Below are 23330 nucleotides of genomic sequence, written 5' to 3'. Positions count from 1 at the left end.
GGAAGGGGCTCTCATGGCATTTAAAGAACGCGTGTTTTCCGGCATGCAACCGACCGGAAGCCTGCGCTTGGGGAACTACCTCGGTGCGATGGTGCAATGGATCGAGATGCAGAAGACGCACGAGTGCATCTATTGCGTCGTGGATTTGCACGCGATCACCGTCAAGCAGGATCCGGCCGAGTTGCGCCAGTCGATCCGCCAGGTGACGGCGGCTTACATTGCGTCGGGCCTCGATCCGCAGAAGAGCATCGTGTTCAATCAGAGCCAGGTGGCCCAGCACGCCGAACTGGCGTGGATCTTCAATTGCGTCGCCCGCCTCGGCTGGCTCAACCGCATGACGCAGTTCAAGGAGAAGGCCGGCAAGGATCGCGAGAACGCGTCCGTCGGCCTCTATGCCTATCCCAATCTGATGGCCGCTGACATTCTCGCCTATCAGGCCACCCACGTGCCGGTGGGCGAGGATCAGAAGCAGCATCTGGAACTCGCGCGCGACATCGCGCAGAAGTTCAACAACGATTTCCGCGATGAGATCATCGCTGCCGGTTATGACGACGGCATCTTTTTCCCGCAGCCCGAGCCCGTCATCACCGGTCCGGCGACGCGCGTCATGAGCCTGCGCGATGGCACGCGCAAGATGTCGAAGTCCGAGCCCTCGGATATGTCGCGCCTCAATCTGATGGATGACGTTGACGTCATCGCCGACAAGATCAAGCGCGCCAAGACCGACATGGAGCCCGCGCCGCCCTCCAGTCTGGAGGAGCTGAAGGCGCGTCCGGAGATCGACAATCTGGTCGGCATCTATGCGGCGCTGGCGGGGATAACCAAGGAAAAGGGCCTCGAAACGCTCATCAGCACCTCGAATGAGGGGCCGAGCATCTTTACGGGCCTTAAACGCGCGTTGACGGAAGTTGCCGTTGAGAAGCTAGGGCCGATCCGCACTGAGGTTCAGCGCCTGATGGCTGACCCGGCCGAGATCGATCGCATCCTGGCCGATGGTTCGCAGCGCGCCCGCACCATCGCGGCTCCCGTCATGGACAAGGTGAAGGATATCGTCGGTTTTGTCCGTTCCTGACGGACAAAGCCGCGACGCTTCTCCACTTTTTGCGGCGTCTCACCTTGCGATTGGAAAAACGCTGCCCACTATTTGCGGTAGCCGCATCGGCATGGCGCTGTTGTGGGCCTCGGAGCAGCATGGCAGCATGCCGGTATGACAGTACAAAAGCGCCGATCCTTTGAGGCTGATCACTTCCGCAAGTTCCTTCTCGTCATCGACGGGAAGCCGGAAGTCGATAGCGCGTTGTATTACGCGGCCAACCGCATGCAGCGTTCGCAAGGCTCGTTGGTGATGCTGTACATCATTGTTCCGCAGGATTTTCAGCACTGGATCAACGTGCGCCAGCAACACGTCGAGGAGGAAACCGCGAAGGCCAAGGCGCTGTTTCGGCTCATGCGGCGCAAGCTCAATATCGCGGGCTATGAGAACATCGCGTGCGAAGAGGTCATCCGCGAGGGCACTGAGGTCGATGAGATCCGCAAGCTGATCGATGAGGACGAAGACATCGCCGTGCTGGTGCTCGGCGCAGCGTCCGAAGCCGCCGGACCTGGCCCGCTGGTATCGTCGCTGGCGACAAGTGGCGCCATGGGCAGCTTCCCGATCCCGATTACAATCGTGCCCGGTACGCTCGCGCTGGAGGATGTGCGCTCGCTGGATTAAAAGGTGGCTTGAGGGCCACTTTGAAATTCCGTGCGGAATAGCTACATTAGAGCAATTCTAAATAGAGGTTTCGTCTCACCAGTCCTGATTTTCGGCCACCAAACGGGGCGGTGAAGGCAAAATGCGGAAAGGCCAAGGCCATGTTCATACAGACCGAAGCGACCCCTAATCCTTCGACGTTGAAGTTCATTCCCGGCAAGGCCGTGCTCGCTGAAGGAACCGCCGATTTCACTGACAAGGGTGAAGCGCTGGCGTCTCCGCTTGCATCGCGCCTGTTCGACATCAAGGGCGTGCGCGGCGTGTTTCTCGGCTCCGATTTCATTTCGGTGACCAAGGGCGACGAGGAATGGCAGCACCTGAAGCCGATGATCCTTGGCGCCATCATGGAGCACTTCATGTCCGGCGCTCCGGTCGTGGCCGAAACGGCGAACGACGATACCGGCACTGCTGCCTACGATCCCGAAGATGAAGCGGTCGTAGCCACGATCAAGGAACTGCTGGAAACGCGTGTACGCCCCGCGGTTGCGCAGGACGGCGGTGACATCACGTTTTCATCGTTCCGCGATGGTGTCGTCTATCTGCATATGCGCGGTGCGTGCGCGGGCTGCCCCAGCTCTACCGCCACGCTGCGCCATGGCATTGAAAACCTGCTCCGGCATTTCTGCCCGGAAGTGCAGGAAGTTCAGGCGGTCTGACGATTTAATTCATCGGGGCCAATCCATCGGCCAGTCCCATGGGATGGATCGACCGACATCACGTGCTCCGCTCCCCCGGGCGGAGCATTCTTTTATGCACACGCAGGAGACTAACGAATGCAAGCGATAAACGATGCCGCGCTGGAGCAGCTCTTTTCGGGTGACGGCGCCCGTTCGCACAACGCCTGGCAGCAAAAAGATGTGCCAGACAGCGTGCTGCATAAGCTAGTCGAACTTGTGAACCTGGGCCCGACCAGCGTGAATTGCGAGCCGGCACGTTTCGTGTTCGTGAAATCGGCTGCTGAGAAAGAGCGTCTGCTGCCGATGCTAAGCTCGGGCAATCGCGTCAAGACACAGCAGGCACCTGTGTGCGCGATCATCGGTTACGATCTCAAGTTCTACGAGCAGTTGCCGCGCCTGTTCCCGCACAAGGACATGCGGCCGCTGTTCACCGGCGCGCCCGATAAGATCGAGGAGAGCGCCTTCCGTAACGGCACGCTGCAGGGCGGCTATTTTATTCTGGCGGCACGCCTGCTCGGGCTGGATGTCGGTCCAATGTCTGGCTTCGATCCTGCTGCCGTGGATGCGGCCTATTTCGCCGGCACCGATATCAAGGCGAATTTCCTCTGCAACCTCGGCTATGGTGAGCCTTCAGCGTTGATGCAGCGCCTGCCTCGCCTGCCGTTCGATGACTGTGCCAAGATAGTCTGACGCAGAGCAAAATCGGATGATGAATCTGTCGCGCTCAACGTATAGGGTGCGGCGTATGATTTTGTTGGCATTCGATACCTGCTTTGATGGCTGCTCGGTCTGCGTTGCCGAGCGGCAGGGCGATCATTTGCGTGTTCTGAGCTCCGCGATGGAGCGCTTCGAGACCGGCCATGCCGCGCGTCTTGTGCCGATGATCGGCGAAGCGGTGCAGCAGGCCGGGATCGATTTCAACGCGATCGGCCATATCGCTGTCACCACCGGCCCCGGCACGTTCACCGGCACCCGCATCGGCATTGCGGCCGCGCGGGCGATCGCGCTGGCTACGGGCGCGCGCACAACCGGCGTTTCCAGCTTGGCTGTGATGGCCGAAGTTGCGCGGCGCGAGATTGACGCTCGCACTCTGGCCGTTGTCGTCGATGCGCGGCGCGGCGAAGTTTATGCGCAACTCTTTGACGCCGAACACGGCGCAGAAAGCGCTTCGCCGCCGCAGTTGCTGTCTGTTGCAGACGCTGCGGAACTGGGCGGTTCCCATCCTGTTGTGTTTGTTGGTTCGGCCGCAGAGCAGCTTGCTGCGAAAGCTGTCGAGCATGGGCGTGATGCACGCGCTGCTTTGCCGGATCTGCTGCCGGATGCAGTGGCGCTGGCACATATTGCCGTTGGCGTTGAGCCTTCGGATGCACCACTTCTGCCCTTCTATCTGCGGCCGCCCGATGCGCGTCCGCAGGAGGGCAAGACGATCGCGAGGGTTTGACCGACATGGCCACGACCGCAACTCCGCTCGACCCAAGAAATCTGAGCCTGTTGTGGGCCAGTCCTGAACGCGCGGAAGAGATAGCAGCATTGCATGGCAAGCTGTTTTCGCCGGGCTGGGATGCCGAGAGCGTCGCAACTTCGATCGAGGATCCGACCTCAGCGTCGTTCATCGCTCAGTTGCGCGATCCGATGCAGATCGTTGGTTTTGTTATCGGTCGCATCACTGCGGATGAGGCGGAAATCATCTCGATCGGTGTCGCGCCGGAATGGCAGCGGCGGGGCATCGCCAAGCGCATGTTGGAGGGGTTGGCTCGAGCTGCGCGCCGCTCCGAGGCAAAGCGGTTGTTTCTGGAAGTTGCCGTCGATAACGAGGCAGCGCTGGAGCTGTATACGGGGCTTGGTTTCGTGTGCGTTGGCGGCCGCAAGGCCTATTATGAGCGTGCCGGCCAGCCGAATGTCGACGCCGCAATTCTGGCGTTGGATCTCTAAGGAGCCCATCGGCGTTGGCCTTGGCAAACAGCGGAACCGTCGCCTGATCTGTGCGGCTGGACGGTCCTGCGTCACTTTCCTATAAGCTTGTTCGAGAAGAAAATTCCCATCCGTGACCGGGTGACAGCGAGCAGGCGCCGTCCTATGGAGCAATCTTCAAGCCATATCGAAAGCGCCCTTGAGCGGCTGTGTGTGGAGCACGGCCTGCGCATGACCGGGCAGCGCCGTGTCATTGCCCGCGTGCTGTCGCAGGCGCACGATCATCCGGACGTCGAAGAAGTCTATCAGCGCGCCAATGCCGTGGATCAGCGGATTTCGCTGTCGACGGTTTATCGCACGTTAAAGCTGTTTGCCGAGCACGGCATTCTGGAACGGCACGACTTCGGGCTCGGGCGTGGACGCTATGAGGAAGCCTCACGCGATCATCATGATCATCTCATCGACATCAATACCGGCACCGTGATTGAGTTTCACAGCGAAGCGATCGAAGCGCTGCAGGAAAAAATTGCGGAGGAGCTGGGCTTCAAGCTGGTCGGACATCGGCTGGAGCTTTTCGGCGAGCGCATCAAGCCTGAGAAGAAGGGCTGATGGTATCATCATTGGTCATTGCAACCGGCGTGATCGGATGTAAGTGACGGCCGTTGACGGAGCGAACAATGGGTGCAATCCGCGGCGCTTCCGTTCTGGCGAGCTTCCTGGCGCTGACGCTGCCGTTGATGCCGGTGCAGGCTCTGCTTGTGCGCAGCGGTTCCAAGCGCGCCCGCACGTTTCCCCATTGGTATCATCGGCAGGTTTGCCGTCTGCTGGGCATACGGCTGCACATCGAGGGTGAGGTCGATCCGCAGCGCCCTGTGCTGCTGATCGCCAATCATTCCACCTGGCTCGACATCCCCGTGCTGTCGGCGGTGGCGCCGCTGTCATTCGTTGCCAAGCGCGAGGTCAGCACGTGGCCGTTTGTGTCGTCGCTGGCGCGGCTACAGCGAACTGTGTTCGTTGATCGCACCCGTCGCACAGCGGTTGGCCAGACGGCTGGCGAGATAACGCAGCGGCTTTCTGCGGGTGACACCATTGTGTTGTTTGCGGAAGGCACCTCCAGCGATGGCAATCGTGTGCTGCCGTTCATGACCTCGCTGTTCGCAGCCGCCAAGCCAGCCGCACGTGATGCGGCGGTCGCAGGCGATGCTGGTGGGGAGCAGGCGGAGCAGGCCGTCGTGCAGACTTTGTCAGCGGTCTACACGCATTTGCACGGCATCCCTGTTGGACGTGAGGGACGCCCGCGCATCGCCTGGTATGGCGACATGGAAATGCGCAGCCATGCCTGGGAGCTGCTGAAGGCGGGGCCGCTGGATGTAACAATTCGGGTCAGCGCTCCGGTGCCGTTAACAAGCTTTGCCGATCGCAAGGAGCTGGCGCGCCACAGTGAGGCCCAGGTAAGGGAAGGCGTGGTACGGATTCTGCGTGGCCGCCCGGCAGACGAGCCGGTGGCAGTGGTCGCGCCGGAAAGCGCTCAATCGGCGGTTCGGAGCCGATTGGCCGATCAGGCCGGGCAAGACGGTCGCAAGTGGACGTGAAGGCCCACGCTTTGTAAGAAGCAGGCTGGCCTTAACGAGGCACAACCGGACACCGCAGCGGCGGTGGCAATGACGGGCGAGCGCGCAGAACGATGAGCAACCAATCGACTATGGCACAGCGCGGGGCGACGCAGGCGGTGAAAGCTACGGCGACACCTGCTGGCGCTGCGGACCCTGATGCCATGGGCAATGCGCGCAAAGTTTATGTGCGCACGTTCGGTTGCCAGATGAACGTCTACGATTCCGAGCGCATGACGGAGGCGCTTTCGGCGCAGGGTTACGCGGAAACGGAAACGCTGGATGATGCCGATCTCGTCATCCTCAATACCTGTCACATCCGCGAGAAGGCCGCCGAGAAGGTCTATTCCGATCTTGGCCGCATCCGGCAGGTGAAGGATGCGCGGGCCGAGGTTGGCAGCGACACGGTCATTGCAGTGGTCGGATGCGTTGCGCAGGCGGAAGGCGCCGAAATCGTGCGTCGCGCGCCGGCGGTCGATCTGGTGGTTGGCCCGCAAAGCTACCACCGTCTGGGCGAACTGATTGCGCGCACGCGGGCTGAAAACCGTGCGCTGGTTGAGACGCAGTTCCCCGAAGAGGAAAAGTTCAACCATCTGCCGCAGCGCGCGCCATCGCGTGGCGTGACGGCATTTCTGACCGTGCAGGAAGGCTGCGATAAGTTCTGCACATTCTGCGTCGTGCCCTACACGCGCGGCATGGAATATTCGCGCGCCGTCGTTGAGGTCGAGAAGGAAGCGCGGGCGCTGGTTGCAGGCGGTGTGCGCGAGGTGACGCTGCTGGGCCAGAACGTCAACGGCTATCATGGCGAAGGGCCGGACAGGCGCACGTATTCGCTGGCCGATCTGGTGCGGCATCTGTCCGGGATCGAGGGGTTGGAGCGGCTGCGCTACACCACTTCTCATCCGCGTGACATGGACGACGATCTGATCGCCGCGCATGGCAATGAGCCAAAGCTGATGCCGTATCTGCATCTGCCGTTCCAGTCCGGCGCCGATCGCATTCTGGCGGCGATGAATCGCAAGCATACGGCGGCCGAATATTCCTCGCTGGTGGCCCGCATCCGCGCCGCGCAACCGGATCTGGCGCTTTCGACTGACATCATCGTTGGATTTCCGGGTGAGACTGACGCGGAATTCCAGGCGACGCTGGATCTCTATTCGCAGATTGGTTTTGCGGCGGCCTATTCCTTCAAGTACAGCCCGCGTCCGGGCACCCCGGCCGAGAAGATGGACCAGCAGGTGCCTGAGGATGTGAAGGCGGAGCGGCTGGCGCGGCTGCAAAAGCTGGTCGAGCAGCAGCAGCAGGCATTCGCGGCCGGATGCGTCGGGCGCACGCTGCCGGTGCTGTTTGAACGCCCCGGACGCCGCCCCGGGCAGTTGATCGGCCGCTCGCCCTATTTGCAGTCGGTCTATGCGGAGGCGCCGGCGGAAATGCTGGGCCGAATCGTACCTGTTGAAATTTCTGGATTTGGCCCCAATAGTTTGAACGGTGTCATACGGCCGGAGTGATGTTCCGGCTACGGTTGGGTCTGTTATGCACTGGCGTCCGGTACGGGCTCCTGTGCTATCCTGATCAAACGATGTGACGATTCGTATTGAACGACGTCTGGAGCGCCTATTGGCAGCATTTCGCGGGAATCCGGTCGCTGGACCGGGGCGGTCACCTAAGGTTCAGGCACCCGCCAACAAGCGTCTTGTGGTCCCATTTGAGGACAACCGACATCTCACTCGATTGTTGGGCGAATTCGATGCCCATCTGGCACTGCTGGAGGACCGTCTCGGGATCGAGGCGCATGCCAACGGCAATCTCGTCACGCTGAGCGGCCCGGAGGCAGCTTGCGAAACCGCCCGTTCGGTTTTGGAGGCTCTCTACAAGCGCGCCGCCAGAGGCGAGCCGATCGGTCCGGGCGATTTCGATGGCCTGATCCGCCATGTGCGCGAGGCCGAGGTTCCGGGCGATGGGCAGGCGCAGATTGCGACGCGCAAGCGCGTCATCAAGGCGCGTACGACCACCCAGACTGAATATATGCGCGCCCTGAACCAATCCGATCTCGTGTTCGGTATCGGTCCTGCCGGCACCGGTAAAACCTATATCGCGGTGGCCTACGCCGCGCATTGCCTCGAACGGGGCATGGTGGAGCGCATTATTCTGTCGCGTCCTGCGGTTGAAGCGGGCGAGCGGCTGGGCTTTCTACCCGGCGATATGCGCGACAAGGTCGATCCCTACCTGCGGCCGCTGTACGACGCACTTTATGACGTGCTGCCGCCCGAAAAGGTGGAGCGCGATCTGGAAAGCGGCACCATCGAGATCGCACCGCTGGCGTTCATGCGCGGCCGTACGCTGACCAATGCCTGCGTCATTCTCGATGAGGCGCAGAACACCACCAGCATGCAGATGAAGATGTTTTTGACCCGTCTGGGCGAGAACTCGAAAATGGTGGTGACGGGTGATCCCAGCCAGATCGACCTGCCGTCCGGCATGAAATCCGGGCTTGAGGAGGCGGTCGGCCTGCTGGACGGTGTCCAGGGCATCGAGGCGGTGCGGTTTACCGGCAAGGACGTGGTTCGCCGCGACCTCGTTGCTCGCATCGTTGAAGCTTACGATCGGCCGAAGTAAAATCCGGCCATGCCAGCTTCAAACTCCAGTTCAACTACTCTGCCCGTTAACCATTCGGGTGAGCCTCAGGCCGAAGAGCCTCCGATAGGTCTTCAGATCGACGTCGTGCACGAAGACGGCGACTGGACCTGCGTGCCCGATGTCGAGGCGCTAGTCGCCCGCTCGGGCGCTGCGCTGGCCGAGCATATGGCCATCGAAAGCGGCGAGGTCTGCCTGGCGTTGTCGAATGATGCGCAGGTGGCAGGCCTCAACGCAGACTATCGCGGCAAGCCAACGCCAACGAACGTGCTGTCTTTCCCAGCTCCGCCGCCGCCTTCTATCGAGGGTGAAGATGCGGCCCCGTTTCTGGGCGACATCATCCTGGCCGTTGAAACTCTGCAGCGTGAGGCGGCCGATCTAAAGATTCCGCTAGAACATCACATGCAGCATCTGGTTGTGCACGGATTGCTGCATTTGCTGGGTTATGATCACCAAACCGACGAGGAAGCCGACGCGATGGAAAGCTTGGAAGTTGAAATTCTTGCGCGCCTTGGAATTGCCAACCCCTATGCTGCGGCAGAGGAACTGGCGGATTCCCGCGAGCAGGGGAGTTGATGCAAAAAGCCATGAGTAACTCCCACTCCCCCAGGGAAGTTTCTGAAAGCGCCACCGCTTCCAGCTCGACCACGGAACCGCAGAGTAGCAGCACGCAGAGCCTGCTGAACACGCTGCTCACCCGCATCGGCCTGCGCTCCCCCAGCCTCCGCGAAATGCTGGAGGCCGATCTCAAGGGCGAGGCAGAAGCTGAGGCCGCGGCGTTCTCCAATGAAGAACGCGAGATGCTGCGCAGGTTGCTGCGCTTCGGCGGTCAGCGCGTCGACGATATCATGGTGCCGCGCGCCGATATCATTGCCCTTGAAGAAAGCGATTCCCTTGCGGAACTGCTGCGCACGTTTGGCGAGGCAGGCGTCTCGCGCATCCCGCTGTTCAGTGAGACGCTGGATGATCCGCGCGGCATGATCCACGTGAAGGATCTGTTCCGCTGGCTTACGCAGGAGGCGGCCAACGACGCCGTCAACTCAGCGATAGCGATTGCTCCGTCAGCATCGGAATTGTCAGCCGAAGCCGCCAGTGCCGACGATAAGGCCCCTGCTCCGGCCAAAAAGAACGGCGACGACAGCAACGCGGAACCGCCGATGCTCGACTTCGGCAGCGTAGATCTCTCGCGGCCGATTACGTCAGCGAAAATCCGTCGCCCGGTGCTGTATGTGCCGCCTTCGATGCCGGCAACCAACCTGCTCATCCGCATGCAGGCGACGCGCATCCACATGGCGCTGGTCGTGGACGAATACGGCGGCACGGACGGCCTCGTCACCATCGAGGATCTGATCGAGCAGATCGTCGGAGAGATCGAGGACGAGCACGATGTGGACGAGGACGATTACATCGTCAGCGAGCCAAAGCTCGGACTTGTCGCCTCGGCGCGCACGCCGGTGAAGGAGCTGGAAAAGCACCTTGGCATCAAGTTGCTGACGCCGGACGAGGAAGAGGACATCGACACTCTGGGCGGCCTGATGTTCTCGCTGCTTGGCCGCGTTCCAGTGCGGGGCGAGCATGTCCGTCATCCCAGCGGCGTTGAGCTCGAGGTGCTGGATGCCGACGCGCGCCGTCTGAAAAAGGTGAAAATCCATCAGCCGCGGGCTTTGGCGGCGCCGCAGCCTAGCGCGGATAAAGGGTGAAGTTGGCAGGGGCGGCTTCAGGACAGGCCCGCCGCGGTTCGCGCGCAAGCGGATTTCCGGCGCGCATTGTCGGCGCGCTGGGGTGGGTGGCTGCCTCGGTCGCCGATCTGCGCGGCTGGCGTCGCGCCGCTTTGCTGCTGGTTGTCGGCGCTATCTCCGCCTTGGCGATGGCGCCGTTCCATGTCGCGGCCGTGCTTTTCATCACGCTGCCTATCCTGGTGTGGTCGGTGGATGGCGTTCAGCCGCCGCAGCCAGACGCATCGCGGTGGCGGCTGTTCCGATCGGCGGCAGCAGCCGGATGGTGGTTCGGGTTCGGTTATTTCCTGGTCGGGCTGTTCTGGATTGGCGAGGCATTCCTCGTCGAAGCTGAAAAATTCGCCTGGCTGCTGCCGTTTGCCGTCGTGATGCTGCCGGCTGGGCTGGCGCTGTTCATGGGCGCGGCCACCGGCTTTGCCCGCCTATTGTGGGGCGGTGGAATCGCCCGCGTGCTGATGCTTGCGGTGGCGCTGGGCGCAACGGAATGGCTGCGTGGCCACATCCTCACGGGCTTCCCCTGGAACGTCATTGGTTATGCGCTCACCTGGCCTGTGCCGTTGATGCAGTCGGCGTCGGTGCTCGGGATCTATGGCCTGACGCTGCTGGCTGTGGTGATTTTTGCCGCGCCGTTGGTGCTTATTGCGGATGCCGCCAAGGCCATTGAGCCATCGCCGTCGGCAACTGCGGCAAGCGCCGGCCGCAGCGCAAATCTGATATCGGCCCGCGCGATCCTTGCAGCTTTGGCAATCGCGGTTGGGCCTATTGCGGTGCTGCATGCGGTCGGTTCATGGCGCCTGGCCGACGCTCCCCCGGCGATGCTTGAGGGGGTGCGCGTGCGCATAGTGCAGGCCAGTGTTCCTCAGCGGGACAAGTGGCGACAGGACAAGCAGCGCGAAATTTTCGACGATCAGCTTTCGCTGTCGCTGACCGGGCCTACCGGCCGCGTCGACAATCTGGCGGGCATTACGCATCTGATCTGGCCCGAAGCGGCGATGCCGTTTCTGCCGCTGGAACACCCCGAGGCGCTGGAAGCTATCGGCTTCATGTTGCCGGATACGCTGCATCTTCTTTCGGGCGCCTTGCGGCTTGCGCGTCCTGAAGGCGGAGCGGAATTGCCGCGCCATGGTGCGGCGGCGCGTGAGGGCTACAACAGCCTGATGGTGTTTGACGGCCACGGAAGTTTACACGCGCTGTATGATAAAATTCATCTGGTACCGTTTGGCGAATACTTGCCAATGCAGCGGCTTTTGGAGAGTATTGGCCTTGAGCAATTGACCCGTTGGCGCGGTGGGTTCTCCGCTGGTCAACAGCCGAGGCCACTGCTGCAGGTTCCAGGGCTGCCGCCGGTTGGTGGGCTGATTTGCTACGAGGCAATCTTTCCTTCGGAGGTCGTGCAAGGGGCAACGCGGCCTGGTTTGCTGGTGAACGTGACCAACGATGGTTGGTTTGGTGACACCACGGGGCCATGGCAACACTTCCATCAAACCCGGGTGCGCGCAGTCGAAGAGGGGCTGCCAATCATCCGGGCGGCCAACAACGGGGTTTCTGCAGTCATCGACCCCCAGGGGCGTGTTGTCGCAATGCTTGGGCTGAATGTGCGCGGCGTTTTGGACAGTAACGTCCCGAAGGCGGCCGCATCCCCAATCTATGCTCGATACGGAGACGGCATATTCGCACTGTTGGCCGCACTCGGTTTTGGCGTTGCTCTTATGCTCAGATTTTCGAAACGTTGATGAGGACAATTTGCTTATTGTTCCGTGGGATGGCAGTAGTCATAAAGCCTTGGGACGTAGGCGGCGCATCTTTGGAATCCGCTGACGTTCGGCACGTCAATGCAGGTGGCCGCTGATCTGATGCGGCCTTGAAGGTAAATGGGAATGTCGAGAGAAAACGGATTGGGCGAGCTCGGGGTTGAGGAGCGCGGTTCGCGTCGTGCCAACCCTGTAGATGTCCACGTTGGTGCGCGGGTCCGCTTGCGCCGTATGCTGCTTGGGATGAGCCAGGAGAAGCTTGGCGAGCATCTGGGCCTGACGTTCCAGCAGATCCAGAAATACGAAAAGGGCATCAACCGGATAGGCGCGAGCCGACTGTTTGACCTTTCTCAGGTGCTGGGTGTTCCGGTGCAGTTCTTTTATGAAGAGCTGGCTGCCGGCGGTGCAGATGCGGTTGCAGGCTTTGGCGAACGTCCCGCCGAAAGCTACGCTGTGGAGTTTCTCGGAAGCCGTGAAGGGCTTGAGTTGAATAAGGCTTTTGCGCGCATCACTGACCCCCGCGTGCGCCGCTCCATCGTCGATCTGGTTCGCGCATTCGCTGGCGAAACCGTTCAGGCTGAATAAGCAAATCAATATCTTCTAGCTGGATGTTCAGTGTCCTGCTGGTTGGGGCATGGTTGCGCCACGTCCGCCCACGTCCCTTGACCCGTCTGGAAAAGCTTGAGACAAACCCAGCGTTTTAAGTAGACGCCGCCGAAGCACACGAGGGGCCCGGATTGTCACGCCAATCATATCTCTTCACCAGCAGATCTGTATCCGAGGGACATCCGGACAAGGTTTGTGATCGCATTTCCGACGAGATCGTTGATCTGTTCTTCCGGGAAGGGCCGAAGGCAGGCATCGATCCGTGGGCGATCCGCGCTGCGTGTGAAACGCTCGCGACCACGAACAAGGTTGTGATCGCTGGCGAAACCCGTGGCCCTGAGACGGTCACCAAGGATTGGATTGCGCACGTTGCGCGCATGGCGATCCGTGACATCGGCTATGAGCAGGACGGCTTCCACTGGGACAAGGCAGACATCGAAGTTCTGCTGCATCCCCAGTCAGCTGACATTGCCGCTGGCGTCGATGCGCTGCAGCCGGGCGACAACAAGGAAGAAGGCGCGGGCGATCAGGGCATCATGTTCGGTTATGCCTGCAACGAAACGCCGGAACTGATGCCGGCGCCGATCTACTACGCGCACAATATCCTGCGTGATCTTGCGGCCGCCCGTCACAAGAAGGAAGGTGACGCAGCGCTGCTCGGGCCTGACTCCAAGAGCCAGGTTACGGTGCGCTACGAGAACGGCAAGCCCGTCGGCGTAACGCAGATCGTGGTCTCGCATCAGCACATCAAGGAGGATCTTTCCTCCAGGCAGATCCGCGAGATTATTGAGCCTTACGTTCGCAAGGCGCTGCCGGCTGAGTGGATCTCGAAGGACACCGTCTGGCACATCAACCCGACCGGCAAGTTCTTCATCGGTGGTCCGGATGGCGACAGCGGCCTGACCGGGCGCAAGATCATCGTCGACACTTACGGCGGCGCTGCGCCCCATGGCGGCGGTGCGTTCTCGGGTAAGGATTCCACCAAGGTGGACCGTTCGGCGGCCTATGCAGCGCGCTATCTGGCCAAGAACGTGATTGCGGCAGGCCTTGCTGATCGCTGCACCATTCAGCTGTCGTATGCGATCGGCGTTGCCAAGCCACTGTCGATCTATGTCGACACGCACGGCACTGGCAAGGTCGATGAGGCTCAGCTCGAAAAGGTGCTTGGCGAGGTGATGGATCTGTCGCCGCGCGGTATTCGCACGCATCTGGATCTCAACAAGCCTATCTATGCGCGGACTTCTGCCTACGGTCACTTCGGCCGTGCGCCGGAAGCCGATGGTGGTTTCTCCTGGGAGAAGACCGACCTGGTTGATGCGATCAAGAAGGCGGTTGCCTGATCTTACGCTTGCAGACGGTGGCGGTCAGCCGCCGCCGTCTCTACTTGCTTTGCATTGATTTGCAGTGCTCTGGTTTGAAGAGCATGCGCGGCGGTACAGGATTGGCGCACTTCGCCCGGAGTGCTGCCGGAAAAGCGGGAACCGATTTTCCGACCAGCAGCACGACAAAACAACATCTGGAGCCGTTCCGCGATTCAACGAAACGCTGAAAGGCTCTAGGTTTCCGCTGCCGATTAACCCCACACTCTTCGGAGCAAAACGTTGACCCGTCCGGAGCACGAGTTGCGTTCGTTCGGCCGTCGACGCGGCCGTACACTCAGCGCGCGTCAGCAGCATCTGCTGGACGAAGTGCTGCCGAAACTGGCCCTTCCTTTGGCCGATGCCGCACCTGAACCGATCGGGCAACTGTTCCCGCACGCGCCTCAGGATGTGTGGCTTGAGATCGGATTTGGCGGCGGTGAGCATCTCATCTGGCAGGCTCAGGCGAATGCCGATGTGGGCCTGATCGGCTGCGAAGTGTTCGAGGAAGGCGTCGTCAAGGTTCTGTCGGCTGTCGATACGCTCGGCCTGCGCAATGTCCGGGTCAGCGACGAGGACGCGCGCGCGGTGTTGAGATGGCTGCCGCCCGCAAGCCTCGCACGTGCGTTCATCCTGTTTCCCGATCCGTGGCCGAAGCGCAAGCACGTGAAGCGTCGGCTGATCAATCCCGCGCTGCTGGACGAGCTGGCTCGTGCCATGCGTCCCGGTGCAGAGCTGCGCATCGCCACCGACATCGGTGATTATCTGCGCACCATCTTGATGGCGTTCCGAGGCCATGCCGGCTTCCGATGGCTGGCGGACACTCCCGACGACTGGCGGGTGCGTGGCGATGACTGGCCGCAGACGCGTTATGAGGCGAAAGCCGTGCGTGAGGGGCGCCGACGCTATTTCCTGCGTTTTCGGCGGGTGTGACAAGAGCGTCAGGCAACGACTGGCGCGTAAATCATTGTTTATTAAAGAGTAAGCACTATCTGGGGGTAGCTACCTGAGAAGTGAGGCGCGGGTTGCAGGCTGACGATTCGTCCCCACTTGCAAGCTAGCCTGTGATCCCGTAGTATCCGCACGCTCATGATCATCTTGACTGTCAGGAGTGGGCCCGCCGGGTCCGCTCTTTTTGTATTGCGCTGACGGTACAGCGAAGCTGCCCGGTTAACACATTGAAAACAAACGATAGTGACAAGGCCGTTGCAACGGATCGCTTCTTTTCGGAGAGCGGGTCTGCTGCGCGTATCGCCGAACTGATCGAACCGGCGCTTGAAGGCGCGGGTTTCCGGCTCGTGCGTGTCAGCATCACGGGGCAGGACGGCAATACAGTTCAGATCATGGCTGAGCGCCCGGACGGGTCGATGACGATCGATGACTGCGAGACAATCTCGAAGGAGGTCTCGCCGCTTCTTGACGTGCACGATCCGATCGATGGCGCGTATCGGCTGGAAGTTTCTTCGCCCGGCATTGATCGCCCACTCGTGCGCCCTTCCGACTTCGAGGACTGGGCCGGCCATGAGGCCAAGATCGAGCTGAAGGAGCTGATCGACGGGCGCAAGCGTTTCCGTGGCTTCCTCGAAGGGTTCGAGGACGGCGAGGTGCGCATCGAAGTGGATCTGGGCGCTGCCGGCAAGTTCGCTGAGCACACCGGCAAGGCTGTCATCGGTATTCCTGTCAACCTGATCGACGAAGCTCGACTGATGTTGACCGACGATTTGATCCGCGAGGCTCTGAGCCGCGCAAAAAAAGGTAAGGCACTCTCCGATGGCGCAGAAGCGCCGGTGACGGAGTCCGAGGAGGAATAAGACCATGTCTATGGCTGGTGTCAGCGCAAACAGGCTGGAGCTGCTGCAGATCGCCGAAGCGGTTGCGCGCGAGAAATCGATCGATCGCAAGATCGTTATCGAGGCGATGGAAGACGCCATCCAGAAGGCTGCCAAATCGCGTTACGGCGCTGAGAACGATATCCGTTGCGAGATCGATCCGAAGACCGGCGAAGCCCGCCTTTCGCGCGTGCTTGCAGTGGTTGAGGTTGTTGAGAACGACTCCACCGAGATCAACCTTGAGGATGCGCAGCGCCGCAACGGGGACGCCCAGATCGGCGACCTTATTGCTGAGCCGCTGCCGCCGCTGGATTTCGGCCGCGTTGCTGCACAGAACGCCAAGCAGGTGATCGTGCAGAAGGTGCGCGAAGCCGAGCGTGAGCGTCACTTCAATGAATACAAGGATCGCATTGGCGAGATCGTCAACGGCACGGTGAAGCGTGTCGAATACGGCAACGTCATCGTCGATCTTGGCCGCGCTGAAGGCATCATCCGGCGCGATGAGATGATCCCGCGCGAGAACGTGCGCTACGGCGACCGTATCCGCGCTTATATCTATGACGTGCGCCGCGAGCCGCGCGGCCCGCAGATCTTCCTGTCGCGCGCCCGGCCTGAGTTCATGTCCAAGCTGTTCGCGCAGGAAGTGCCGGAAATCTATGACGGCGTGGTGGAGATCAAGTCCGTCGCCCGCGATCCGGGTAGCCGCGCTAAGATCGCGGTTATCTCCAAGGACAGCTCTATCGATCCCGTCGGTGCGTGCGTCGGTATGCGCGGCAGCCGCGTGCAGGCCGTTGTGAACGAGCTGCAGGGCGAGAAGGTCGATATCATCCAGTGGAATCCGGAAGCGGCGAGCTTCATCGTGAACGCTCTTGCTCCGGCTGAAGTGACCAAGGTTGTTCTCGACGAAGACTCCAACCGCATTGAAGTGGTTGTGCCCGAGAGCCAGCTGTCGCTTGCGATTGGCCGCCGCGGCCAGAACGTGCGTCTGGCTTCGAACCTGACCGGCTGGGATATCGACATCCTGACCGAGCAGGAAGAGTCCGAGCGCCGCCAGAAGGAATTCGCCGAGCGGTCCAACATGCTGATGGACGCCCTCGACGTTGACGAGGTGATCGCACAGCTTCTCGTCACCGAAGGTTTCTCGTCGATTGAAGAGGTCGCATACGTCGACCTTGAAGAGATTGCTAATATCGAAGGCTTCGACGAGCATACGGCCAACGAGATCCAGACACGTGCGCGCGAGTTCCTGGAGAAGCAGGAAGCTGATCGTGATGCGCGCCGCCGTGAGCTTGGCGTCGACGACGAGATTGCCAAGGTCAGCGGTGTCACCACCGCCATGATGGTGGCGATGGGCGAGAATGGCATCAAGACCCTTGAGGATCTGGCCGACTGCGCAACCGATGATCTGATCGGATGGACGGAGCGCAAGAAGGACAAGGATTCCGAGCCGGTGCGTCACAAGGGCGTGCTCGACAGCTTCGATGTCGGCCGCAAGGAAGCGGAAGACATGATCATGTCGGCCCGCGTTCTGGCTGGTTGGATTTCGGCTGAGGATCTGCAGCCTGAAGTCGTTGATGAGCCGGTTGAGGGCGAAGAATTTGCTGAGGGCGAGGCTGACGCGGAAGACGCAGCCGAAGCCGTGGCCGATGGTTCCGGTGACACCACCGGCGCCGAAAGCTGATTTGAGATGCAGGCCGGGAAAGGAGCAGCGGATTGGGTTCGAAGGCGCTCAAAGATGCGGACGATGACGAGGTGCGGGGTTCGCTCCGCCGTTGTGTCGCCACGCGCCGTGAGCTTGCTCCGGACGATCTGATCCGCTTTGTTGCTGACCCGGCGGGTGAAATCGTACCCGACGTGGCCTGCAAGCTCCCCGGTCGCGGGGTATGGGTTGCCTGCGAACGCGACGCAGTTCGTTCTGCGGTCAAATCAAACGCGTTCGCCAAGGGCCTGAAGCGGCAGGTGAAAGCGGCAGAAGACCTGCCGGAGCGCATCGACGCGCTGTTTGAGGCGCGGCTGGTGAGTGCGTTGTCCCTTGCAAATAAGGCGGGGCTGGTTGTCACGGGGGCCGAAAAGGTCGAGAAGCTGTTGGATAGTGGGCGTGCCGTGGCGATTTTGCACGGTAGCGATGGCACCGCAGAAGGCCGGCGAAAGCTTGACCGCAAGTATTCGGCCATCCAACGGGATAAGGAAAAGCCTTCAACCATTGTTGATTGGCTCACCATCGAACAATTGAGCTTGGCCATGGGGCGGTCAAATGTGGTACATGCTGGCCTCATACAAGGCGGAGCCACGAAAACGTTTCTTGGCCAGGCTGAGCGCTTGAGGCGCTATCGGTCTGGCTTAAACGTATCCTGAAGGCAGGATGCGGATCTTCGGAGTCGAACGAGCACAGCATGACAGAAACCAAGGACACCTCCGACAAGACCCTCCAGGGAGGCGGGCGCAAGCCACTGTCCCTGCAGCGGACGGTCGAGAGCGGCCATGTCCGGCAGAATTTTAGCCACGGCCGTTCCAAGTCGGTTGTCGTCGAAAAGCGCAAGACGCGTAAGCTGGCTGGTCCGGCCGAGGCGGGGGGCACTTCGCCCGTACCAGCCTCTGAGACTACGCCTCCGCCGCGCAGGCCGGCCCGTGCTGAAAGTGCTCCGGCTGCTGATCGCTCCTCACAGGGACGTGGTCTCTCGAACGAGGAGCGCGATGCCCGGACTCGTGCCCTGGCCGCAGCCCGTGAGCGCGATGACCGTGAGCGTGAGGAAGCTGAGCATCGCGCCGAAGAAGAGCGCAAGGCAGCTGCCGCGCGTGCCGCTGCTGCAGCCGCAGCTCCGCCGCCGCCACCCGCCGCACCGGTAGAGCCGGAAGCGAAGGCGCCCGCTGCTGCGCCCGCACCGGCCCCAGCTCCCGCGCCCGCCCCAGCTCCGGCTGCAAGAGCAGAACCTGCCCGTGCGCCCGATCGCCGTGGTGGTGCGCCGTCATCTTCGTCTGGCACATCGCAGGGTTACGCAGGCCGCGGGCCTGCGGGATCTGGCGGTGGTCGTCCTCCGCGTCCGGCATCGGATCGCGGTGGCGACCGTGGGGATCGTGGTGACCGTGATCATTCGGCACCGCGTCAGCGCGCGTCGTATAACCCCGCGCTGCAACCGCGCGAGGGCGGACGTCCGCGTGAGCTCGATCTGCCGCTGCATTCGCGAGCGAAGCCGGCCGAGGTATCGCAGCCGGAAGTTACGAAGCCGCGCGTCAATCGCGTTGCACCGCCGCCGCAGAAGAATGACGATGACGAAAATCGTGGTGCCAAGGGCGGCAATCGCAATAGCAAGCCCGGTGTCCGCACGCCTGCCGTCAAGCCGGACGAGAAGCGCGAGCGCGTCAAGCTGACGATCAACAACGCCTTCGACGAGAAGCAGCGTGAGCGTTCGCTCGCCTCGCTGCGTCGTAAGCGCGAGCGCGAAAAGCTCAAGGCGATGGGCATTTCGCAGGCGCGCGAGAAGATCGTGCGTGAGGTTGTGATCCCGGAAGTGATCACAATTCAGGAACTCGCCAACCGCATGACCGAGCGTGCCGTCGACGTCATCAAGTATTTGATGAAAGAAGGCGCGATGCACAAAATCAACGATGTGATCGATGCCGATACGGCCGAGATCATCGTGCAGGAGTTTGGGCATACGCCGCGTCGCGTTTCGGAAGCTGACGTTGAAACCGGCTTTATCGGCGAAAAGGACGATGAAGGTGTAATGGAGTCGCGTGCTCCTGTTGTCACCATCATGGGCCACGTCGACCACGGGAAGACATCGCTGCTCGATGCTATTCGTCAGGCCAACGTCGTGTCCGGTGAAGCAGGTGGCATCACCCAGCACATCGGCGCCTATCAGGTGACGACGCCGTCCGGCGAGAAGGTGACCTTCATCGATACGCCGGGCCACGAGGCGTTCACCGCCATGCGTGCGCGTGGTGCGAAGGTGACCGACATCGTCGTGCTGGTGGTAGCTGCGGATGACGGCGTGATGCCGCAAACGGTGGAAGCCATCAACCATGCCAAGGCGGCGGGTGTGCCGATCATCGTGGCGGTCAACAAGATCGACAAGCCGCAGGCTGATCCGACCCGTGTGAAGACCGAGCTGCTGCAACACGAGATCGTCGTGGAAAGCCTCTCGGGTGACACGCTGGATGTTGAAGTTTCGGCGCTCAAGCGCACGAACCTCGACAAGCTGCTTGAGGCCATCCATCTGCAGGCGGAAATTCTCGACCTCAAGGCCAACCCCGATCGCTCGGCGGAAGGCATTGTCGTCGAAGCCAAGCTGGAACGCGGCCGTGGCCCTGTGGGCACCGTGCTAGTTCAGCGCGGCTCGCTGAAGGTTGGCGACATCGTTGTGGCCGGTACGGCTTGGGGGCGTGTGCGCGCGCTCATCAATGACCGTGGCGCCAATACGGTTGCGGCCGGTCCGTCGGTTCCGGTTGAGATCCTGGGCTTCGACTCCGCTCCGGAAGCTGGCGATCAGTTCGCTGTCGTCGAGAACGAAGGCCGCGCCCGCGAGATCACCGATTACCGTGTCCGCAAGCGCCGCGATGCGCTCGGCTCGGCTGGCTCTGCCCGCACGCTTGAGCAGATGATGCAGCAGCTTAAGGAAGCTGGCCGCAAGGACTTCACGCTGCTTGTAAAGGGTGACGTGCAGGGCTCGGTTGAAGCTATCGCCGGTTCGCTGCGCAAGCTCGGAACGGATGAAGTCGCTGCGCAGATCGTCCACTCCGGCGTCGGTGGTATCACCGAGTCCGACGTGGCGCTTGCCAGTGCCTCGAAGGCTGTCATCGTGGGCTTCAACGTCCGCGCCAATGCCCAGGCCAAGGCGCTCGCTGAGCGTGATGGCATTGAGATCCGCTATTACAACATCATCTACGACCTGATCGATGACGTGAAAGCGGCGATGTCCGGCCTGCTGGAGCCGACCATCCGCGAGATCTATCTGGGCAAGGCTCAGATCCTCGAAGTCTTCAACATCACGAAGACGGGCAAGGTTGCCGGTTGCCGCATCACCGAAGGTAAGGTGGAGCGCGGCGCGAAGGTGCGTCTCATCCGCGATGACGTGGTGATCCACGAGGGTACCCTCTCGACGCTGCGTCGTTTCAAGGACGAGGTGAAGGAAGTGCCGGCCGGTCAGGAATGCGGTATGGCGTTCTCCAGCTACCAGGATATGCGCGCTGGCGATCAGATCGAATGCTTCACCATCGAGAAGGTGCAGCGCACGCTCTGACGATAGATATTTCTTCCCGTCCGCTTTAGCGGGCGGGAAGAGTTTGAAAGGCTAGGCTGGCAACCGTCATCGGTGCCGAGCCGGCTTCGTGGCCTGTGCCCGTACAATGGGAGCACAGGCATTTTGTTCGATGCCAGTGGCGGTTCAACCCCGTCATGGCAATGGATTCTCTCAAGTGACAAGATCCAAGAAATCGGCGTCGTCCGCGGCGCCAACGCAACGTCAGCTTCGCGTGGGCGAACTCATTCGGCACAAGCTGGCGGAGATGCTTTCGCGCAGTGAAGTGCAGGACGACGTCATCGCCGGGCATGTGATCACCGTGCCGCAGGTGCGCTTGTCGCCGGATCTCAAGCTCGCGACCGTCTACATCGTGACGTTGGGTGACAGCGGCACCGATGAGGTCATCGCTGCGTTGAACCGGAACAAGAAATACATTCGCGGCGAAGTTGCCCGGTCGGTGAACCTGAAGTTCGCCCCTGACCTGCGTTTCCGCCGCGACGAAACCTTCGAGGAAGCGTGCCGCATTGATGCACTGCTTGCCAGCCAGAAGGTTCGACAGGACGTAGACAAGGACTGATCCCTCGCATGGCGCGACGTAAAAAAGGCAACCCGGTGCATGGCTGGGTGGTGCTGGACAAACCTATCGGCATGACGTCAACGCAGGCCGTTGGCGCGGTCCGCCGTCTGTTCGGTGCGCAGAAGGCTGGGCATGCGGGTACGCTCGATCCGCTGGCAACCGGCATTCTGCCGATCGCGCTTGGCGAAGCGACGAAGACCGTGCCGTTCGCTGTCGATGGCGAAAAATCGTATCGGTTTTCGGTACGTTTCGGCGCCGAGACTGATACCGACGACGCAGAAGGCAAGGTCGTCCGCACGTCTGACGTGCTGCCGACACCGGCCGAGATCGAAGACATCCTTGAAGACTTCATCGGCGAGATCAGCCAGGTGCCGCCGGCGTTCTCCGCTATCAAGATCAACGGCAACCGTGCCTACGATCTTGCGCGCAGCGGCGAGCAGGTGGTGCTGGAAGCGCGTACGATCGTGGTCGATGACCTGCGTCTGATTGCAATGGCGGATGAAGCAACCGCCGTGCTGGAAGCAGACTGCGGCAAGGGCACTTATGTTCGTGCGCTGGCTCGGGACATGGGCCGCATGCTGGGCAGTGCGGGGCATGTCGTGGCGTTGCGCCGGACCAGAGTCGGCGGCTTCGACGAAGAAATCGCAATCCCCCTGGTTGAGCTGGCTGAAGCTGCCGAGCAGGGCGATGTGATGAGCTATCTGCAACCCGTAGAGGCGGCGCTGGACGAGATCCTGGGGCTGAGCATGAGCCAGAACGATGCGGCAAATCTGTCGCGCGGGCAGGCTGTGCTGGTGCGCGGGCGTGACGCGCCGGTGATGACCGGAGCCGCCTGGGCTCACTTCAAAGGCCGCATTCTTGCCTTGGGCGAGTTGGAAAAGGGCGAGTTCCGTCCGACCCGCGTGTTCAACTTCGGCTGAGGCCGTGAAAGAAGATCCGGTGGGGACAGAATGCAACCACCGGTTAACGAGTAAGGCAACGTACGCGTCGGTTTTGTGCTCGCCCGAGCGCCCGGCTCGTGTATAAGACGCCCACCTAATTGCGACCCTGCTGGACGACATCCCGGCAGTGGCCGCAGCCCGAGGGTTTGGCCCTCATTTTTCACTTCCAACTGAAAGGATGCCCGATGTCGATTACTCCTGAGCGCAAGAGCGCGCTCATCCAGGAAAACGCTATCAAGGCCAACGATACCGGTTCGCCTGAGGTGCAGATTGCGATCCTCACGGCTCGCATCAATCACCTCACTGAGCACTTCAAGACGCACAAGAAAGACAACCATTCGCGTCGCGGTCTGCTCAAGATGGTCGGTCTGCGCCGTCAGCTTCTCGACTATGTGAAGCGCAAGAACGTGCAGCGCTACCAGAGCATCATCGAAAAGCACGGCATCCGCCGCTAACGACAGGCGCGCGGATAGCTGTGTTCCCCTAAAAATTCGGCTATCCGCCGCAACCCCTGGATCCCGCCGCATTCGTTACGGATGCCAAGCGGGTCTGGGGTTTTTGTTTGAAAGTTCTAATCAGAAATCGGCGCTTACGCTTTTCTGAGCCATGACGAAGAGGCAATGAGCCTCCCGACCGGCCTGATGCCGGAGCATAGCGCAGCCGTCAATCCGGTCGGTTGTGCAACGTCACGAGACGAGAGAAAGAAA

General features: G+C 61.3%; 23 protein-coding genes. All 23 read left to right on the top strand.

Annotated elements, in window-relative coordinates:
- Positions 1–13: 13 nt before the first annotated feature.
- The 23 genes from trpS (at position 14) to rpsO (ending at position 23078) form a co-directional block, all read left to right on the top strand.
- On the top strand, positions 14–1072 hold the full coding sequence (gene trpS / locus QEZ49_RS12895) for a tryptophan--tRNA ligase (protein WP_280387477.1): 1059 nt from the start codon (positions 14–16) through the stop codon (positions 1070–1072).
- Between the two features lie 135 nt (positions 1073–1207).
- The gene (locus QEZ49_RS12890) at positions 1208–1714 is read left to right on the top strand and encodes a universal stress protein (RefSeq protein WP_280387475.1); all 507 of its coding nucleotides are present in this window, start codon (positions 1208–1210) and stop codon (positions 1712–1714) included.
- A gap of 140 nt (positions 1715–1854) precedes the next feature.
- The gene (locus QEZ49_RS12885; RefSeq protein WP_068462130.1) at positions 1855–2409 is read left to right on the top strand and encodes a NifU family protein; all 555 of its coding nucleotides are present in this window, start codon (positions 1855–1857) and stop codon (positions 2407–2409) included.
- Between the two features lie 117 nt (positions 2410–2526).
- Positions 2527–3120 carry a malonic semialdehyde reductase gene (locus QEZ49_RS12880; RefSeq protein WP_280387473.1) on the top strand — a complete coding sequence of 198 codons (594 nt, stop codon included), beginning with the start codon at positions 2527–2529 and terminating at the stop codon, positions 3118–3120.
- A gap of 55 nt (positions 3121–3175) precedes the next feature.
- Positions 3176–3871 (top strand): tRNA (adenosine(37)-N6)-threonylcarbamoyltransferase complex dimerization subunit type 1 TsaB, encoded by a 696-nt coding sequence (tsaB, locus tag QEZ49_RS12875; RefSeq protein WP_280387471.1) that lies wholly within the window; start codon positions 3176–3178, stop codon positions 3869–3871.
- A gap of 5 nt (positions 3872–3876) precedes the next feature.
- Positions 3877–4362 (top strand): ribosomal protein S18-alanine N-acetyltransferase, encoded by a 486-nt coding sequence (rimI, locus tag QEZ49_RS12870; RefSeq protein WP_280387469.1) that lies wholly within the window; start codon positions 3877–3879, stop codon positions 4360–4362.
- Between the two features lie 144 nt (positions 4363–4506).
- The gene (locus QEZ49_RS12865) at positions 4507–4950 is read left to right on the top strand and encodes a Fur family transcriptional regulator (protein ID WP_173954723.1); all 444 of its coding nucleotides are present in this window, start codon (positions 4507–4509) and stop codon (positions 4948–4950) included.
- Positions 4951–5018: 68 nt separating this feature from the next.
- The gene (locus QEZ49_RS12860) at positions 5019–5933 is read left to right on the top strand and encodes a lysophospholipid acyltransferase family protein (RefSeq protein ID WP_280387467.1); all 915 of its coding nucleotides are present in this window, start codon (positions 5019–5021) and stop codon (positions 5931–5933) included.
- Between the two features lie 182 nt (positions 5934–6115).
- Positions 6116–7459 (top strand): tRNA (N6-isopentenyl adenosine(37)-C2)-methylthiotransferase MiaB, encoded by a 1344-nt coding sequence (miaB, locus tag QEZ49_RS12855; RefSeq protein WP_280388559.1) that lies wholly within the window; start codon positions 6116–6118, stop codon positions 7457–7459.
- Between the two features lie 187 nt (positions 7460–7646).
- Entirely contained in the window at positions 7647–8567 is a 921-nt protein-coding gene (locus QEZ49_RS12850) for a PhoH family protein (protein ID WP_173954760.1), read from the top strand.
- Between the two features lie 9 nt (positions 8568–8576).
- The gene (ybeY, locus tag QEZ49_RS12845; RefSeq protein ID WP_280387466.1) at positions 8577–9161 is read left to right on the top strand and encodes an rRNA maturation RNase YbeY; all 585 of its coding nucleotides are present in this window, start codon (positions 8577–8579) and stop codon (positions 9159–9161) included.
- A gap of 11 nt (positions 9162–9172) precedes the next feature.
- The gene (locus QEZ49_RS12840) at positions 9173–10285 is read left to right on the top strand and encodes a hemolysin family protein (protein WP_280387465.1); all 1113 of its coding nucleotides are present in this window, start codon (positions 9173–9175) and stop codon (positions 10283–10285) included.
- Between the two features lie 65 nt (positions 10286–10350).
- Entirely contained in the window at positions 10351–12054 is a 1704-nt protein-coding gene (lnt, locus tag QEZ49_RS12835; protein ID WP_348534827.1) for an apolipoprotein N-acyltransferase, read from the top strand.
- A gap of 144 nt (positions 12055–12198) precedes the next feature.
- Positions 12199–12657 (top strand): helix-turn-helix transcriptional regulator, encoded by a 459-nt coding sequence (locus QEZ49_RS12830; protein ID WP_068462145.1) that lies wholly within the window; start codon positions 12199–12201, stop codon positions 12655–12657.
- 152 nt (positions 12658–12809) lie between these two features.
- The gene (metK, locus tag QEZ49_RS12825; protein WP_280387461.1) at positions 12810–14018 is read left to right on the top strand and encodes a methionine adenosyltransferase; all 1209 of its coding nucleotides are present in this window, start codon (positions 12810–12812) and stop codon (positions 14016–14018) included.
- Positions 14019–14279: 261 nt separating this feature from the next.
- The gene (trmB, locus tag QEZ49_RS12820) at positions 14280–14969 is read left to right on the top strand and encodes a tRNA (guanosine(46)-N7)-methyltransferase TrmB (protein WP_280387459.1); all 690 of its coding nucleotides are present in this window, start codon (positions 14280–14282) and stop codon (positions 14967–14969) included.
- 245 nt (positions 14970–15214) lie between these two features.
- On the top strand, positions 15215–15847 hold the full coding sequence (gene rimP / locus QEZ49_RS12815; RefSeq protein ID WP_068462151.1) for a ribosome maturation factor RimP: 633 nt from the start codon (positions 15215–15217) through the stop codon (positions 15845–15847).
- Between the two features lie 4 nt (positions 15848–15851).
- Positions 15852–17546 carry a transcription termination factor NusA gene (gene nusA / locus QEZ49_RS12810; protein ID WP_280387457.1) on the top strand — a complete coding sequence of 565 codons (1695 nt, stop codon included), beginning with the start codon at positions 15852–15854 and terminating at the stop codon, positions 17544–17546.
- Between the two features lie 32 nt (positions 17547–17578).
- Positions 17579–18220 (top strand): RNA-binding protein, encoded by a 642-nt coding sequence (locus tag QEZ49_RS12805; RefSeq protein ID WP_083509674.1) that lies wholly within the window; start codon positions 17579–17581, stop codon positions 18218–18220.
- A 38-nt stretch (positions 18221–18258) separates the two neighbouring features.
- A complete protein-coding gene (infB, locus tag QEZ49_RS12800; protein WP_280387454.1) occupies positions 18259–21105 on the top strand; it encodes a translation initiation factor IF-2 in 2847 nt (948 codons plus the stop codon).
- A gap of 175 nt (positions 21106–21280) precedes the next feature.
- A complete protein-coding gene (gene rbfA / locus QEZ49_RS12795) occupies positions 21281–21682 on the top strand; it encodes a 30S ribosome-binding factor RbfA (RefSeq protein WP_280387452.1) in 402 nt (133 codons plus the stop codon).
- Positions 21683–21690: 8 nt separating this feature from the next.
- Entirely contained in the window at positions 21691–22602 is a 912-nt protein-coding gene (truB, locus tag QEZ49_RS12790) for a tRNA pseudouridine(55) synthase TruB (RefSeq protein WP_280387450.1), read from the top strand.
- 206 nt (positions 22603–22808) lie between these two features.
- Positions 22809–23078, top strand: a complete 270-nt coding sequence (gene rpsO, locus QEZ49_RS12785; RefSeq protein WP_068462160.1) for a 30S ribosomal protein S15 — start codon at positions 22809–22811, stop codon at positions 23076–23078.
- Positions 23079–23330 lie beyond the last annotated feature (252 nt).

It is taken from the genome of Hyphomicrobium sp. D-2, from assembly GCF_029872155.1.
Classification (GTDB): Bacteria; Pseudomonadota; Alphaproteobacteria; order Rhizobiales; family Hyphomicrobiaceae; genus Hyphomicrobium_A.
This window is presented reverse-complemented; position numbering and strand designations above follow the sequence as displayed.